Genomic DNA, 16,664 nt, shown 5'->3' with positions numbered 1-16,664 from the left:
TCCGCATTTTTGACCGCTGCCGGTTGCCAGCCGCCCGGCGACGCGGTATAAATTCCGAATCAACTTTTTTGACGAACCCCATTCCCGTCATGTCCGCCAAGTTTTACTTTTACTTTTTTTGGTATCTCAGACCGCTGGCGGATCGAGAGGGTTGATGGCGCGTAAAGCGCAACCGAAATTCCCGAAAAAACCGCCGGCGAACCCGGCGGTTTTTTTTCGCCCTTCGCCACCCGGTCGCCGCCGCAGCGGTCCCGCGGCCCTCGACCGAAATCACTGAATCGCTTGAATTGATGAATCCGCCGCACGCCCACTGATCGAACGGCGCCCGGAACCTAGGAGAAACAGCATGCCCCCGCACAATACCGACGACGTCCGCATTCGCGAACTCAAGGAACTGACGCCGCCCGCCCACCTGATCCGCGAATTCGCGTGCTCCGAAGCCGCGTCCGAGCTGATCTACAACTCGCGCCAGTCGATGCACCGCATCCTGCACGGGATGGACGACCGGCTGATCGTCGTCATCGGGCCGTGCTCGATCCATGACACGAAGGCGGCGATCGAATACGCGGGCCGGCTCGTGAAGGAGCGCGAGCGCTTCAAGGGCGAACTGGAAGTCGTGATGCGCGTGTACTTCGAGAAGCCGCGCACGACGGTCGGCTGGAAGGGGCTCATCAACGATCCGCACCTCGACAACAGCTTCAAGATCAACGAAGGGCTGCGCACCGCACGCGAGCTGCTGCTGCAGATCAACGAGATGGGGCTGCCGGCCGCGACCGAATACCTCGACATGATCAGCCCGCAGTACATCGCCGACCTGATCTCGTGGGGCGCGATCGGCGCGCGCACGACCGAGTCGCAGGTACACCGCGAGCTCGCGTCGGGGCTGTCGTGCCCGGTCGGCTTCAAGAACGGCACCGACGGCAACGTGAAGATCGCGGTCGACGCGATCAAGGCCGCGTCGCAGCCGCACCATTTCCTGTCGGTGACGAAGGGCGGCCACTCGGCGATCGTGTCGACGGCCGGCAACGAGGACTGCCACGTGATCCTGCGCGGCGGCAAGACGCCGAACTACGACGCGGACAGCGTGAACGCCGCCTGCGCGGACATCGGCAAGGCCGGCCTCGCCGCACGCCTGATGATCGACGCGAGCCACGCGAACAGCTCGAAGAAGCACGAGAACCAGATCCCCGTCTGCGCGGACATCGGCCGCCAGATCGCGGCCGGCGACGCGCGCATCGTCGGGGTGATGATCGAGTCGCACCTCGTCGAGGGCCGGCAGGACCTGAAGGAAGGCTGCGCGCTGACCTACGGCCAGAGCATCACCGACGCATGCATCGCGTGGGACGACAGCGTGAAGGTACTCGAAGGCCTCGCGGAATCGGTCAAGGCACGCCGCGTCGCGCGCGGCAGCGGCAACTGACGGACGCGAACCGGCTGGCCGTATGGCCCGCCCGGCGACGGCATTGCCGGATTGTCCGGACCATGCCGATGCGTTCGACCGCGTGACCGTCGCGCAAGCCCGAAGGCATGCGACCGGTCAGCGCCGATGCCGAAGTGTGGCGCGGTCACGCGAGGCCGAAGCGCCACGCACGACGCCGTGCCCGCCCCCCAATCAAAGCCCGGCTCACGCCGGGCTTTTTCATGAAGCGCAGGTCTCGCGCGCGGGCCTCACTCGAGCGCGCCCGACCCGAAGATCTCGGTATGGATGCGTTCCGGCGCGACGCCGAGCGCGATCAGCGCATCGCGTTGCGCCTGCATGAATGCGATCGGGCCGCAAACGTAGTAGTCGGCATCCGGCACCAGCGCGTATTGCTGCACGCGCTCCGGCGTCAAGCGCCCTTCGAGGTCGTGATCGACCCCGGCCCGGTCTTGCAGGCCAACCCGTTCGTACAGCACCGTGCGCTTGACGTTCGCGTGCGTGCGCACCGTCTCGTTCAGCCAGTCGCGGAACGCGTGCACCGCGCCCGAGCGGCACGCGTGGACGAACCGCACTTCACGCGGGCTGCGTTCCTCGACCAGCGTCGACGCCATCGACACCATCGGCGTCAGGCCGACGCCGCCGGAGATCAGCACGACCGGCGTCGCGACGCCGCGCTTCAGCGAAAATTCGCCCATCGGCGCGGTCACCTCGACGATCGCGCCCTCTTCCACGCCGTCGTGCATCAGCGTCGACACCTTGCCGGCCGGGATCGCTTCCGGCCGGCCGGCCTCGCGCTTCACCGAGATGCGCAGCCACTTGCCGTGCGGCGCGTCGGACAGGCTGTACTGGCGCGGCTGATCGGCACCGAGTTCGCCGACGAAACGCTTCACCGTGACGTACTGGCCCGGCTCGAAGGCCGGCGCCGCGCCGCCGTCGGCGGGCATCAGGTGGAACGACGTGATCTCGTCGCTCTCGCGCACCTTGCGCGCGACCTTGAACGGGCGGAAGCCGCTCCACGCGGCACCCGCATACAGATCGGCCTCGGCGCCGATCAGGATCCGCGCGAGTTGGCCGTACGCGACGCGCCACGCCTCGAGCGTCTCGGCGTCGACCGCGTCGCCGAGTACCTCGACGATCGACGCGAGCAGGTTCTCGCCGACGATCGGGTAATGCTCGGGGCGGATGTTCAGGCTTGCGTGCTTGTGCGCGATGTGCGACACCGCGCCGCCCAGCGCACCGAGATTGTCGATGTTCGCGGCGTACGCATAAACGGCCTTCGCGAGCGTTTCCGGCTGGCTGCCGGTCTTCTGGTGCGTCTGGTTGAACAGGTTCTTCAGTTCCGGATGGCGCGCGAACATGCGCTGGTAGAAGTGCTTCGTGATCGTCGCGCCGTGAACGGCGAGGACAGGGGCAGTGGCCTTCACGCGAGCCATCTGGTCAGCGGTGATGTGGGTCATGTTCGTTCTCCGTTAAACATGCACACACAATACATCTTTAAAAATACACGCTCCCTCTGGCAAATTGTCGCAGTGCGCAACAACCCGACCGCGCGTCAGCGGACGCGCCCGCGCTCCCACAGCACGTCCGTCCCGCCGCCGGCGCGGTTCAGCACGCGCGCCAGCACGAACAGCAGATCGGACAGCCGGTTCACGTAGCGCCGCGGCGCATCGTTGAGCGTGTCGTGGCGGCCGAGCGCGACGATCGAGCGCTCGGCACGGCGGCACACCGTCCGGCACACGTGCGCGAGCGACGCCGCGCGCGAACCGGCCGGCAGGATGAATTCCTTCAGCGGCGGCAGCGTCGCGTTGTAGTCGGCGAGCCACTGGTCGAGGCGCGCGAGATGCGTGTCGTCGAGCACCGCGTGGCCGGGAATGCACAGCTCGCCGCCGAGATCGAACAGGTCGTGCTGGATCGTGACGAGCGCCGTGCGCACGTCGTCCGGCAGCGTCTCGGCGAGCAGCACGCCGAGGTTCGAATTCAGTTCGTCGACGTCGCCGATCGCCGCGATCCGCGCGTCGTCCTTGCCAATGCGCCGTCCGTCGCCGAGACCGGTGGTGCCGTCGTCGCCGGTGCGCGTGGCGATCTTGCTCAAGCGGTTGCCCATGCGAATGTCCTCTCGTGCGCGGCCGTGATGCGGCCCGGTTGGCTGGAACGCGATTATCGCAGCCCGCGGCGGCAGGCGCAGCGGGTGTTACGGCGTAGAATGGGCCGAAAGTTCGACAAGCCGTCAGGAGACGTTCGTGAATCACCCTGCCCCGCCGGCCGCCGCGCGCCGCCCGCTGCCCCCCGCCATGCTCGATGCGCTGCGCGCCGCCTTCGGCGAGCGCGTGTCAACCGCCGACGCGGTTCGCGCGCACCACGGCCGCGACGAATCGCCGTTCGATCCGCAACTGCCCGACGCCGTCGTGTTCGCGCACAGTCCCGACGACGTGCGCGAAGTCGTGTCGCTGTGCGCGCTGCACAGCGTGCCGCTGATCCCGTACGGCGCCGGCTCGTCGCTCGAGGGCCACCTGCTCGCGGTGCGCGGCGGCGTGTCGCTCGACCTGTCGGAAATGAACCGCGTGCTGTCGATCAACGCCGAAGACCTGACCGTGACGGTCGAGCCGGGCATCACGCGCAAGGCGCTCAACGACGCGCTGCGCGACACCGGCCTGTTCTTCCCGATCGATCCCGGCGCCGACGCCAGCATCGGCGGAATGACCGCGACCCGCGCATCGGGCACCAACGCCGTACGCTACGGCACGATGCGCGAGAACGTGCTCGGCCTGACCGCGGTGCTCGCCGACGGCCGCGTGGTGAAAACCGGCTCGCGCGCGCGCAAGTCGTCGGCCGGCTACGACCTCACGCGCCTGTTCGTCGGCTCCGAAGGCACGCTCGGCGTGATCACCGAGATCACGCTGCGCCTGCACCCGCTGCCGGAAGCCGTATCGGCCGCGATCTGCACGTTCCCGACGATGGGCGACGCGGTGCGCACCGTGATCGAGACGATCCAGATCGGCGTGCCGATCGCGCGCGTCGAATTCGTCGATGCGCTCGCCGTGCGCTCGATCAACCGCCATTCGAACCTGACGCTCACCGAAGCGCCGACGCTGTTCTTCGAATTCCACGGCACCGAGGCCGGCGTGAAGGAGCAGGCCGAACTCGTGCAGGCGCTCGCCGGCCAGAACCACGGCCAGGGCTTCGAATGGGCGACACGTCCCGAAGACCGCAGCCGGCTCTGGGCCGCGCGCCACAACGCGTACTTCGCGATGCTGCAGCTGAAGCCGGGCTGCCGCGCGGTGACGACCGACGTGTGCGTGCCGATCTCGCAGCTCGCCGCGTGTGTCGAGGAAACCGAAGTCGACCTGCGTGCGTCGTCGCTGCCCTGCCCGATCGTCGGCCACGTCGGCGACGGCAATTTCCACGTCGCGATCCTGATCGATCCCGACAAGCCCGAGGAGCTCGCCGAAGCCGAACACATCAACGACCGGATCGTCGAGCGCGCGCTGCGCCTCGGCGGCACCTGCACGGGCGAGCACGGCGTCGGGCTGCACAAGATGCGTTTCCTGCCGAAGGAGCACGGCGACAACGCGATCGACACGATGCGCGCGATCAAGCTCGCGCTCGACCCGCGCAACCTGATGAATCCGGGCAAGATTTTCACGTGCTGACACGGCGGCGCGACCGCGCGCCGCCCGCTGCAGGAGACCTCATGAACGCCCCCGTCGAACTGCCGAGCGCTGCCCGCGCGCAGCGCCAGCGCGAAGTCGTGCAGGCGCTGATGGCCGTGCTGCCGACGCACTGCCTGCTGTATCGCGACGAAGACACCGCACCGTACGAATGCGACGGCCTGTCCGCGTACCGCCGCCTGCCGCTCGCGGTCGCGCTGCCGGAAACGGAATCGCAGGTCCAGCGGATCGTGCAGATCTGCCGCCGCATGGAAGTGCCGATCGTGCCGCGCGGCGCCGGCACGAGCCTGTCGGGCGGCGCGCTGCCGATCGCGCTCGGCGTCGTGCTGTCGCTCGCGCGCTTCACGCGCATCGTCGAGGTCGATCCGTACGCACGCACGGCGACCGTGCAGCCCGGCGTGCGCAACCTCGCGATCTCGGAAGCCGCCGCGCCGTACGGCCTGTATTACGCACCCGACCCGTCGTCGCAGATCGCGTGCACGATCGGCGGCAACGTCGCGGAAAACTCGGGCGGCGTCCACTGCCTGAAATACGGGCTGACCGTGCACAACGTGATGCGCGTGCGCGCGGTGACGATCGACGGCGAAATCGTCGAATTCGGCTCGCTCGCGCTCGACATGCCGGGTCTCGACCTGCTCGCCGTGATGATCGGCAGCGAGGGGATGTTCGCGATCGTCACCGAGGTGACGGTGCGCCTGATTCCGAAACCGCAGACCGCGCAGCTCGTGATGGCGAGCTTCGACGACGTCGTCAAGGGCGGCGAGGCCGTCGCGGCGATCATCGCGTCGGGCATCATCCCGGCCGGGCTCGAGATGATGGACAAGCCGGCCACGCAGGCCGTCGAGGCGTTCACGCACGCGGGCTACGACCTCGACGCGAAGGCGATCCTGCTGTGCGAATCGGACGGCACGCCGGAGGAAGTCGCCGAGGAGATCGTGCGGATGACGGCCGTGCTGCGCGAACACGGCGCGACGCGCATCCAGGTGTCGCGCAACGAACAGGAGCGGCTGCGCTACTGGTCGGGCCGCAAGAATGCGTTTCCGGCCGCCGGCCGCATTTCCGCGGATTATTACTGCATGGACGGCACCGTGCCGCGCCGTGCGATCGGCCCGCTGCTCGCGCGCATCGAACAGCTCGAAACGCGCTACGGGCTGCGCTGCATCAACGTGTTCCATGCGGGCGACGGCAACATGCATCCGCTGATCCTGTACAACGCGAACGATCCGGACGAGCTGCACCGCGCCGAGCAGTTCGGCGCGGAAATCCTCGAATGCTGCGTGGAATTCGGCGGCAGCGTGACGGGCGAGCACGGCGTCGGCATCGAGAAGCTCAATTCGATGTGCGTGCAGTTCTCGCCGCAGGAGCGCGACGCGTTCTTCGCGGTCAAGCGCGCATTCGATCCGGCCGGCCTGCTGAACCCGGACAAGGGCATCCCGACCCGCGCGCGCTGCGCCGAGTACGGCCGCCAGCACGTGCGCGGCGGGCTGTTGCCGCACCCCGACCTGCCACGCTTCTGAGCGGCGCGCGCGGGTCGCGGCCCGTTCGCGCGGCGACGCGGGCATGCGATCCGCGATACGGGGCTTAGGGATAGTCGCGATGTGGAATCGCGCCACCCCGGTACAATCGACCGAACAACAAGTCGAGGCAGCAACAGAACATGGAAGAGGACGACATCGTCGCCGAATGGGCCGAGCGTATCCGCGCGGCCAGTGCCGACGGCCGGCCGCTGCGGATTCGCGGCGGCGGCACCAAGGACTGGTACGGCCAGGCGCTCGAGGGCGAAATACTCGACACGCGCGCGTTTCAGGGCATCGTGTCGTACGACCCGGCAGAGCTCGTCGTCACGGTCCGCGCGGGCACGCCGCTCGCGCAGCTCGAAACCGTCCTCGCCGAGCGCGGCCAGATGCTGCCGTTCGAGCCGCCGCACTTCGGCCGCGCGGCCACCGTCGGCGGCTGCGTCGCGGCCGGCCTCGCGGGCCCGCGCCGCGCCACCTGCGGCGCACCGCGCGATTTCGTGCTCGGCGTCACGCTGATGAACGGCCGCGGCGAAATGCTGCGCTTCGGCGGCCAGGTGGTGAAGAACGTCGCCGGCTACGACGTGTCGCGCCTGATGGCCGGCGCGCTCGGCACGCTCGGGCTGATGCTCGACCTGTCGATCAAGGTGCTGCCGATGCCCGTCGCCGAGGTCACGCTGAAGTTCGAGATGACCGCGACCGACGCGGTGCGCAAGCTCAACGAATGGGGCGGCCACCCGCTGCCCGTCAGTGCGAGCGCCTGGCGCAACGGCACGCTGGTGCTGCGCCTGTCGGGCGCCGAGGCGGCCGTGAAATCCGCGAAGACGCTGCTCGGCGGCGAAGTCGTCGACGCGGTCGAAGCCGAGCGCTTCTGGGCCGGCCTGCGCGAGCATACCGACCCGTTCTTCAACGGCATCCCGCCGGGCTACGCGCTGTGGCGCCTCGCGCTGCCGTCGATCACCGAGCCGATGCACCTGCCCGGCACCCAGCTGATGGAATGGGGCGGCGCGCAGCGCTGGTGGATCACCGACGCCGACGCGCAGACCGTCCGCATGAGCGCGAAGCAGGCCGGCGGCCACGCGACGCTGTTCCGCGCGGGCGACGCGTACGACCGCAGCGCGGGGGTGTTCACGCCGCTTCCCGCTCCGATGATGAAAATCCACCGCGGGCTGAAGGCCGCCTTCGATCCCGCGCGCATCTTCAACCGCGGCCGGCTCTACCCCGACCTCTGAGGGCTCGATGCAAACGAACCTCGCCGATTTCATCCGCAACACGCCCGACGGCGACGAGGCCGACGCGATCCTGCGCAAGTGCGTGCACTGCGGGTTCTGCACCGCGACCTGCCCGACCTACCAGCTCCTCGGCGACGAACTCGACGGCCCGCGCGGACGCATCTACCTGATCAAGCAGATGGTCGAAGGCGCGCCCGTCACGCGCAGCACGCAGCAGCACCTCGACCGCTGCCTCACGTGCCGCAGCTGCGAGACGACCTGCCCGTCCGGCGTCCAGTACGGCCGGCTCGTCGAGATCGGCCGCAAGCACGTCGAGGCGCAGGTGCAGCGCCCGGCGCAGCAGCGGCTCGTGCGCCGCATGCTCGCGAGCCTCGTGCCGAATGCCGCGCTGTTCTCGCCCGTGATGCGGCTCGGCCAGCATGTGCGGCCGCTGCTGCCGAAGCGGCTGCGCGACAAGGTGCCGCCGCGCACGCGGCTGCTCGAATGGCCGCACCGCACGCATCCGCGCAAGATGCTGATGCTCGGCGGCTGCGTGCAGCCGTCGATGCTGCCGAACATCAACATCGCGACCGCGCGCGTGCTCGATGCGCTCGGCATCGAGACGGTCGTCGCGCCCGACGCGGGCTGCTGCGGCGCGATCCGCCTGCACCTGAACTATCACGACGAAGCGCTCGACGACGCGCGCCGCAACATCGACGCGTGGTGGCCGCACGTCGAACAGGGCGCCGAGGCGATCGTGATGAACGCATCGGGCTGCGGCGCGACGGTGCTCGAATACGCGCACCTGCTGCGCGACGATCCGGCTTACGCGGAGAAGGCGCAGCGCATCGTGTCGCTGACGCGCGACATCTCCGACGTGCTGCTCGCATTCGAGGCCGAACTCGCGACGCTCGCGCGGCGCCGCGCGGTCCATACGGTCGCGTACCACCCGCCGTGCACGCTGCAGCACGGCCAGCAGTCGCGCGGCAAGGTCGAGCGGCTGCTCGAGACGCTCGGCATCGACGTGCGGCTACCGGCCGACAGTCATCTGTGCTGCGGCTCGGCCGGCACCTATTCGCTGACGCAGCCGTCGCTGTCGTACCGGTTGCGCAAGCAGAAGCTGCTGAAACTGCAGGCGCTCGAACCGCAGATGATCGTGTCCGGCAACATCGGCTGCATCGCGCACCTGCAGAGCGGCACGCAGATTCCGGTCACCCACTGGGTCCAGCTCGTCGAGCATTTGCTGTACGGCTGACGTGACGCGCCGCCGCGGCCGGCGTCCGCGCGCGGCGTCCGTATAATGAGCGGATCGATGCGCCGCGTGTCGCGGCGCATCGGCTTCATGCCCGCTTTCGTGCCTGCTTTCGCGCCCGTCATGTCCGATCTCGCCGCCCGTCTCGAATCCGTTCACCGCCGCATCGCCGACGCCGCCCGCGCGGCCGGCCGCGATCCCGCCACCATCTCGCTGCTCGCCGTGTCGAAGACGTTTCCCGCCGACGACGTGCGCGCCGCGCACGCGGCCGGGCAACGTGCATTCGGCGAAAACTACGTGCAGGAATCGATCGACAAGATCGATGCGCTCGCCGACCTGCGCGCGTCGCTCGAATGGCATTTCATCGGGCCGCTGCAATCGAACAAGACGCGCCCCGTCGCCGAACGCTTCGACTGGGTCCATTCGGTCGACCGCCTGAAGATCGCGCAGCGCCTGTCGGAACAGCGCCCCGCGCACCTGCCGCCGCTCAACGTGTGCGTGCAGGTGAACATCAGCGGCGAGGCGTCGAAGAGCGGTGTCGCGCCGGCCGACGTGGCCGAGGTCGCGCGCGCGGTCGCCGCGCTGCCGTCGCTGCGGCTGCGCGGCCTGATGGCGATTCCCGAACCGGCCGGCGACACCGACGCGCAACGCGTGCCGCACCGCGCGCTGCGCGCGCTGTTCGACACGTTGCGCGCCGACGGCCTGCCGCTCGACACGCTGTCGATGGGCATGTCCGCCGACCTCGACGCGGCCGTGCTCGAAGGCGCGACGATCGTACGCGTCGGCACCGCGATCTTCGGCGCGCGCGATTATTCGCACTGAACGCCACGCCCTTTTCCGCCTTTCCGTTCACTCACTCGCTCATTCGGACATCATGAAAATCGCATTCATCGGCGGCGGCAACATGGCCGCGGCCCTGATCGGCGGCCTGATCAAGCGCGGCGTCGCCGCCGACGGCCTGTATGCCATCGACGTCAACGAGGACGTCCGCGCGCGCGCCGCGCAGCAATTCGGCATCCGCACCGGCGCGGCCGTCGACGCGACGCTCGCCGGCTACGACGCGATCGTGCTCGCGGTGAAGCCGCAGGTGCTGAAGGACGTCGCGCAGGCGCTCGCGCCGCACCTGACGTCGCAGCTCGTGATCAGCATCGCGGCCGGCATCCGCGGCACGGATCTCGCGCGCTGGCTCGGCGACTACCCGCGCGTCGTGCGCACGATGCCGAACACGCCCGCGCTGGTCGGCATGGGCGTGACGGGCCTCGCCGCGCTGCCCGCGGTCGACGCGGCGGGCCGCGAACTCGCGTCGAACGTACTCGGCGCGGTCGGCGAGATCGTGTGGTTCGACGACGAGTCGCAACTCGACGCCGTCACGGCCATTTCGGGCAGCGGCCCCGCGTACGTGTTTTATTTCATCGAAGCGCTGCAGGAAGCCGCGCGCCGCCTCGGCATGAACGACGAACAGGGCCGCGCGCTCGCGGTCGCGACGTTTACGGGCGCCGCGCAACTGGCCGCGCAATCGGGCGAGCCGGCAAGCGTGCTGCGCGAGCGCGTGACGTCGAAGGGCGGCACGACGGCCGCCGCGCTCGCGGCATTCGACGCGCAGGGCGTGAAGGAAGCGATCGTGCGCGGCGCGCTCGCGGCGGAAGCGCGTGCGAAGGAAATGGGCGACGAACTCGGCCGCGCGTAAGCGCGGGAGCGCTTGCCGGATTACCGGCGCCCGATGTAAAAAAAGCGACCGTCAGGTCGCTTTTTCATTGGCGGCGCGCGCCGGGCGCGCGGCTTCGTCGTTCAGTTGCCGGCCAGCAGGTAATGCGCGGCGATGCCCGCGAACAGCACGCCGCCGAGCCAGTTGTTGTGCCGGAATGCCGCGAAGCACGGCATCCGTTCGCGATCCTTGATCAGCGTGTAGTGATACAGCGCGCAGCCGGCCGCGGCGGCCCAGCCGGCCCAGTACACGAGACCGAAGCCGAGCGTCACGCCGACCCACACGTAGATGCCGAGCGTCGCCGCGTAGCACGCCATCACGGCCGCGACGTCGAAGCGGCCGAACGTCAGCGCGGACGTGCGGATGCCGATCTTGATGTCGTCGTCGCGATCGACCATCGCGTACTCGGTGTCGTATGCGACCGACCAGAAGATGTTCGCGACCAGCATCACCCACGCGATCGCCGGCACCGTGTCCTGCACGGCCGCGAACGCCATCGGGATGCCGAAGCCGAACGCGATGCCGAGATACGCCTGCGGAATCGCGAAGAAACGCTTCATGAACGGATACGAGCCCGCGACGAACAGCGCGACGACGGACAGTTCCTTCGTCAGCGTATTGAGCGGCAGGATCAGCAGGAACGCGACGAACGACAGCCCAACCGCGATCGCGACGGCTTCCCACGCGTGGATCTTGCCCGACGTCAGCGGCCGGTCGGCCGTGCGCTTCACGTGACGGTCGAAATCGCGGTCGGCGTAGTCGTTCATCGCGCAGCCGGCCGAGCGCATCAGCAGCGTGCCGAGCACGAAGATCACGAGCAGCGGCCAGCGCGGGTGGCCGTCCGACGCGATCCACAGCGCGTTGAGCGTCGGCCACAGCAGCAGCAGGCTGCCGATCGGCTTGTCCATCCGGACGAGCCGCAGATACAGCGGAAAACGGGCAAGCATGGCGAAGCACCGGGAAGATAACCCCGGCATTTTAGAGCCGAGCGGCGCTCCGCGTCATGTCGGGAGCGGCCCGCAGACGGCTACCGGCGGGCGCGCACACGCCGCCCAGGCCCGCTGCGCGCGGCTGTGCCGCATCGCGCGTCAATCAAGGGACAGAGTCGACCTCATCGCGGATCGGGCCGATCGGCGCCCCTGCACGGCCGCACCGCGCTTACGCGAGCAGCGACCGCAGCATCCATGCGGTCTTTTCATGCGTCTGCAGGCGCTGCGTCAGCAGGTCGGCGGTCGGCTCGTCGCTGGCCGCGTCGGCGATCGGGAAGATGTCGCGCGCGGTGCGCACGACCGCCTCGTGCCCTTCGACGAGCTGGCGGATCATCTCCTCGGCGGCCGGTACGCCCTTCGCTTCGGGCACCGACGACAGTTTCGCGAACTCGGCGAACGTGCCCGGCGCGACGACGCCGAGCGTGCGAATGCGCTCCGCGACGGAATCGACCGCGAGCCATAGCTCGTTGTACTGCTCCTCGAACATCAGGTGCAGCGTGTTGAACATCGGCCCGGTCACGTTCCAGTGGAAATTATGGGTCTTCAGGTACAGCGAAAACGTATCGGCGAGCAGGCGCGACAGGCCGTCCGCGATCTTCTTGCGGTCCTTGTCGCTGATGCCGATGTTGATCGGCGTGGCGTTGCCTTTCCTGGCCATCTTCGGGACTCCTCGTTCGAAATGTTGAACCGGTGAAAATGCGTCGAGCAATCCGCATGCCGCGTCGCACGGCATCCGTTCGCGACTCGCACGTCTGGCGTCGCGAAACCGTCGCTGCCGTCGCTGCCGTCAACCGCCTGCGACCGGCGCGAGCGCGTGCAGCGCCTGCGAGACCAGTTCCGCCGCCCCGCCGATGACGATCGCGAAGCCGACGACGTAGCGCGCCAGTTCGACCGGCGATCGCAGAACGGGCGACGCCGCCGCACGCATGTTGAGCATCATTTGCGTCATGGTCGTTACTCCCTTGACAAGACATCGTTCCGAGAAGAAACGGCCGGTCGTTCGACCGGCCGTTCCGCGTTACTGCGTTACTGCGTTACTGCGTTACTGCGTCACTGCGTCACTGCGTCACTGCGTCACTGCATGACCGCATGAGCATGCGGCCGGTTTCATGCGAGGTCGAAGCGGTCGAGGGTCATCACCTTGTTCCAGGCGGCGACGAAATCGCGCGCGAACTTCTCCTTCGCATCCGCACTGCCGTACACCTCGGCCAGCGCGCGCAACTGCGAGTGCGAGCCGAAGATCAGGTCGACGCGCGTGCCCGTCCACTTGACCGCGCCCGTCGCGCGGTCGCGCCCCTCGAACACGTCGTTCGCGGCCGACACCGGCTTCCACTCCGTGCCCATGTCGAGCAGGTTCACGAAGAAGTCGTTCGTCAGCGTTTCCGGACGATCGGTGAACACTCCGTGCTTCGAGTCGCCGGCGTTCGCGCCGAGCACGCGCAAGCCGCCGACGAGTACCGTCATCTCCGGCGCCGTCAACGTCAGCAGTTGCGCCTTGTCGACCAGCAGCGCCTCGGCCGGCGTCTTGTACGCGGCCTTCAGGTAGTTACGGAAGCCGTCGGCGAGCGGCTCGAGCACGGCCATCGCCTCGACGTCGGTCTCTTCCTGCGTCGCATCCGCGCGGCCCGGCGCGAACGGCACCGTCACCGCGATACCCGCGTTCTTCGCGGCCTGCTCGACGCCGGCGGCACCGGCCAGCACGATCAGGTCGGCGAGCGACACCTTCTTGCCGCCCGTCTGCCCATCATTGAACGCCTTCCGCACGCCTTCGAGCGTCTCCAGCACCTTCGCGAGCTGGGCCGGGCGGTTCACTTCCCAGTCCTTCTGCGGCGCGAGGCGGATGCGCGCACCGTTCGCGCCGCCGCGCTTGTCCGACCCGCGGAACGTCGCTGCCGACGCCCATGCCGTCGACACGAGCTGCGACACCGACAGGCCGGTCGCCAGCACCTTCGCCTTCAGCGCGGCAACGTCGGCGGCGTCGATCAGCGGGTGGTCGACTGCCGGGATCGGGTCCTGCCACAGCAGGTGTTCCGCCGGCACTTCCGGGCCGAGATAACGGGAGCGCGGGCCCATGTCGCGGTGCGTGAGCTTGAACCACGCACGCGCGAACGCATCGGCGAACTCGGCCGGGTTCTCGTAGAAACGGCGCGAGATCTTTTCGTAGGCCGGGTCGAAACGCAGCGACAGGTCGGTCGTCAGCATCGTCGGGCGATGCTTCTTCGACGCGTCGAACGCATCGGGAATCACTTCGCCGGCGTCCTTCGCGACCCACTGGTGCGCGCCGGCCGGGCTCTTCGTGAGCTCCCACTCATAGCTGAACAGGTGCTTGAAGAAGTCGTTGCTCCACTTCGTCGGCGTCGAGGTCCACGTGACTTCGAGGCCGCTCGTGATCGCGTCCTTGCCCTTGCCCGTGCCGAACGTGCTCTTCCAGCCGAGACCCTGCTCCTCGAGGCCCGCGGCTTCCGGCTCGGGGCCGACGTTCGACGCCGGACCGGCGCCGTGCGTCTTGCCGAACGTGTGGCCGCCCGCGATCAGCGCGACCGTCTCTTCGTCGTTCATCGCCATCCGCGCGAACGTCTCGCGGATGTCGTGCGCGGCGGCGACCGGGTCCGGGTTGCCGTCCGGGCCTTCCGGGTTCACGTAGATGAGGCCCATCTGCACGGCGGCGAGCGGGCTTTCGAGCTCACGCTTGCCCGAGTAGCGGCTGTTCGGGCCGCCGCTCAGTTCCAGCCAGATCTTTTCCGAGCCCCAGTACACGTCGTCCGGTTCCCACGTGTCGACGCGGCCGCCGGCGTAACCGAACGTCTTGAAGCCCATCGATTCGAGCGCGACGTTGCCCGTCAGGATCAGCAGATCGGCCCACGAGATGTTGCGGCCGTACTTCTGCTTGATCGGCCACAGCAGCCGGCGCGCCTTGTCGAGGCTCACGTTGTCCGGCCAGCTGTTGAGCGGCGCGAAGCGCTGCTGCCCGCCGCCCGCGCCGCCGCGGCCGTCGGCCGTGCGGTACGTGCCGGCGCTGTGCCATGCCATGCGCACGAACAGGCCGCCATAGTGGCCGAAGTCGGCCGGCCACCAGTCCTGCGACGTCGTCATCAGCGCGTGCAGGTCCTGCTTCACCGCCGCGAGATCCAGCTTCTTGAACGCCTCGGCGTAGTCGAAATCCTGGTCCATCGGATCGGACAGCGCCGAATGCCGGTGCAGGACATTCAGGTTCAGCTGATTCGGCCACCAGTCCTTGTTCGTCGTGCCGCTGCCTGCGGTGTGGTTGAACGGACACTTCGCTTCGTTCGACATGCTTTTTCTCCTTTACTTGCTCGTAGGCCCCCACGTGCCGGGCGCGGTTCGTGGAGCATTGCGGGGGATAAGAAACGGAACAGGCAGATCCTCCTGCCGTACTACGGGATGTCGTGCGCGGCCTTCGGCTCGCGTTCCCGCTGCAACGCGCCGCAGGCGGGGCGCTCGGGGAAGCCACTGCCGGCAGTCGTCATGCCGGCGATGCGTGCGGTGGTCATGCTGTCGGGCATGCAATGCTCCCTCATGGCTTGATGGCGGGTGAATCGGGGGAACACCGGACCGGCGCGCGGCGGCACTCATCCGCCATACACGCGATCCGCCAGGTACGCGAACGCAATCGGACGCAGGCTGCGAACCGCGGCCCTGGCGCGATGTACGACCGTGTCGCGCGACGGGATGTTCCGCTGCGCGTGCTGCAATACCGACCGCATCATGACATCCTCCTTTGACGCTTGCATCCAACGTGCATGTCGCGCGTCGGCGACGACGCCGATCCATGTAGAGGATTCTATCTATATCTATTGATTATTTGAATTTAATAAATTTCATCTATTCGATAGGGAAAAATAAACGGGGTCGCAAGACCCCGTTCATCATGCTGCCATACGCGCAGGCGACCTACGCGCTCAGTTCATCGTGGCCGGCATGTCGAGCTTCGCGACGCCCGGCAGTTCGCACGCGGAAATCGCGTCGCTGATCGCGTCGATCGCGGGCATCCGCGTGAAGCTCTTGCGCCACACGAGCACCACGCGGCGGTCGGGCACCGGTTCGTTGAACGGCACGTACGACAGCAGCTCCGCATCGGGGCCGTTCGCGCGCGGGCCGACCTCGGCGACCGACATCCGCGGCAGCACGGTGATGCCGACACCGCTCGCGACCATATGGCGAATGGTTTCGAGCGACGAGCCCTCGAAGGTCTTCTGAATGCCGTCGGCCGTCTGCGAGAAGCGCATCAGCTCCGGGCACACGCCGAGCACGTGATCGCGGAAGCAATGGCCGTTGCCGAGCAGCAGCATGGTTTCCTGCTTCAGGTCCTCGGCATTGATTTCCTCGCGCTTCTCCCACGGATGGCCGGCCGGCAGCGCGACGACGAACGGTTCGTCGTACAGCGGACGCACCATCAGGCCGGTTTCCGGGAACGGCAGCGCCATGATCGCGGCGTCGATCTCGCCCTGCTTGAGCAGTTCGAGCAGCTTCAGCGTGTAGTTCTCCTGCAGCATCAGCGGCATCTGCGGAACACGCTGGATCATCTGCTTGACGAGCGTCGGCAGCAGGTACGGCCCGATCGTGTAGATCACGCCGAGGCGGAACGGGCCGACCAGCGGGTCCTTGCCCTGCTTCGCGATCTCCTTGATCGCGAAGGTCTGCTCGAGCACGCGCTGCGCCTGCGTGACGATCTGGTCACCGATCGGCGTCACGCTCACTTCGCTCGCGCCGCGCTCGAAAATCTGCACGTTGAGCTCGTCTTCGAGCTTCTTGATCGCCACCGACAGCGTCGGCTGGCTCACGAAGCAGGCCTCGGCCGCGCGGCCGAAATGCCGTTCGCGCGCGACCGCGACGATGTATTTCAATTCAGTCAGCGTCATTGTGGGTCAATCAGGTATATACAGG

At 68.0% G+C, this 16,664-nt stretch carries 15 protein-coding genes; 7 read left to right on the top strand and 8 right to left on the bottom strand.

Translation table 11 applies throughout. From position 1 onward, the window contains the following. The first annotated feature begins 346 nt into the window (after positions 1–346). Positions 347–1,420: a 3-deoxy-7-phosphoheptulonate synthase AroG gene (gene aroG / locus WJ12_RS03300; RefSeq protein ID WP_034187157.1), complete on the top strand. Its 1,074-nt coding sequence runs from the start codon at positions 347–349 to the stop codon at positions 1,418–1,420. Between the two features lie 248 nt (positions 1,421–1,668). Here the strand turns inward: aroG and hmpA are convergent, their stop codons facing one another. Next, positions 1,669–2,877 carry an NO-inducible flavohemoprotein gene (gene hmpA, locus WJ12_RS03295; protein ID WP_059557328.1) on the bottom strand — a complete coding sequence of 403 codons (1,209 nt, stop codon included), beginning with the start codon at positions 2,875–2,877 and terminating at the stop codon, positions 1,669–1,671. 95 nt (positions 2,878–2,972) lie between these two features. Then, entirely contained in the window at positions 2,973–3,524 is a 552-nt protein-coding gene (locus WJ12_RS03290) for a cob(I)yrinic acid a,c-diamide adenosyltransferase (protein WP_034187155.1), read from the bottom strand. A 136-nt stretch (positions 3,525–3,660) separates the two neighbouring features. Between WJ12_RS03290 and WJ12_RS03285 the strand changes: the two genes are divergently transcribed. The 6 genes from WJ12_RS03285 to proC all read left to right on the top strand — a co-directional run bounded on the left by WJ12_RS03285 (position 3,661) and on the right by proC (position 10,752). Then, the gene (locus WJ12_RS03285; RefSeq protein WP_049035160.1) at positions 3,661–5,070 is read left to right on the top strand and encodes an FAD-binding oxidoreductase; all 1,410 of its coding nucleotides are present in this window, start codon (positions 3,661–3,663) and stop codon (positions 5,068–5,070) included. Positions 5,071–5,111: 41 nt separating this feature from the next. Next, positions 5,112–6,605 carry an FAD-linked oxidase C-terminal domain-containing protein gene (locus WJ12_RS03280; RefSeq protein WP_059557330.1) on the top strand — a complete coding sequence of 498 codons (1,494 nt, stop codon included), beginning with the start codon at positions 5,112–5,114 and terminating at the stop codon, positions 6,603–6,605. 140 nt (positions 6,606–6,745) lie between these two features. Next, on the top strand, positions 6,746–7,834 hold the full coding sequence (gene glcE, locus WJ12_RS03275) for a glycolate oxidase subunit GlcE (RefSeq protein WP_034187152.1): 1,089 nt from the start codon (positions 6,746–6,748) through the stop codon (positions 7,832–7,834). A 7-nt stretch (positions 7,835–7,841) separates the two neighbouring features. Beyond that, entirely contained in the window at positions 7,842–9,068 is a 1,227-nt protein-coding gene (glcF, locus tag WJ12_RS03270) for a glycolate oxidase subunit GlcF (protein ID WP_034187151.1), read from the top strand. 120 nt (positions 9,069–9,188) lie between these two features. After that, positions 9,189–9,887: a YggS family pyridoxal phosphate-dependent enzyme gene (locus WJ12_RS03265; protein WP_034187443.1), complete on the top strand. Its 699-nt coding sequence runs from the start codon at positions 9,189–9,191 to the stop codon at positions 9,885–9,887. 52 nt (positions 9,888–9,939) lie between these two features. Next, entirely contained in the window at positions 9,940–10,752 is an 813-nt protein-coding gene (gene proC / locus WJ12_RS03260; RefSeq protein ID WP_034187150.1) for a pyrroline-5-carboxylate reductase, read from the top strand. A 101-nt stretch (positions 10,753–10,853) separates the two neighbouring features. Here proC and ubiA read toward each other — a convergent pair whose 3' ends face one another. The 6 genes from ubiA to WJ12_RS03240 form a co-directional block, all read right to left on the bottom strand. Next, positions 10,854–11,717, bottom strand: a complete 864-nt coding sequence (gene ubiA / locus WJ12_RS03255; protein WP_034187149.1) for a 4-hydroxybenzoate octaprenyltransferase — start codon at positions 11,715–11,717, stop codon at positions 10,854–10,856. 211 nt (positions 11,718–11,928) lie between these two features. Then, a complete protein-coding gene (gene dpsA, locus WJ12_RS03250) occupies positions 11,929–12,417 on the bottom strand; it encodes a non-specific DNA-binding protein DpsA (protein ID WP_034187148.1) in 489 nt (162 codons plus the stop codon). A 129-nt stretch (positions 12,418–12,546) separates the two neighbouring features. Continuing rightward, a complete protein-coding gene (locus WJ12_RS36290; RefSeq protein ID WP_167361864.1) occupies positions 12,547–12,708 on the bottom strand; it encodes a hypothetical protein in 162 nt (53 codons plus the stop codon). Positions 12,709–12,866: 158 nt separating this feature from the next. Then, positions 12,867–15,053, bottom strand: coding sequence for a catalase/peroxidase HPI (katG, locus tag WJ12_RS03245; RefSeq protein ID WP_059557332.1), 2,187 nt, complete (start codon positions 15,051–15,053; stop codon positions 12,867–12,869). A gap of 101 nt (positions 15,054–15,154) precedes the next feature. Further along, positions 15,155–15,283 carry a hypothetical protein gene (locus tag WJ12_RS37015; protein ID WP_257786210.1) on the bottom strand — a complete coding sequence of 43 codons (129 nt, stop codon included), beginning with the start codon at positions 15,281–15,283 and terminating at the stop codon, positions 15,155–15,157. A gap of 396 nt (positions 15,284–15,679) precedes the next feature. After that, positions 15,680–16,639 carry a hydrogen peroxide-inducible genes activator gene (locus WJ12_RS03240; protein ID WP_034187146.1) on the bottom strand — a complete coding sequence of 320 codons (960 nt, stop codon included), beginning with the start codon at positions 16,637–16,639 and terminating at the stop codon, positions 15,680–15,682. Positions 16,640–16,664 lie beyond the last annotated feature (25 nt).

Source organism: Burkholderia seminalis (assembly GCF_001718535.1).
GTDB lineage: Bacteria > Pseudomonadota > Gammaproteobacteria > Burkholderiales > Burkholderiaceae > Burkholderia > Burkholderia seminalis.
The sequence above is the reverse complement of the archived record's forward strand: the minus strand, read 5'-3'. Positions and strand labels throughout refer to the sequence as shown.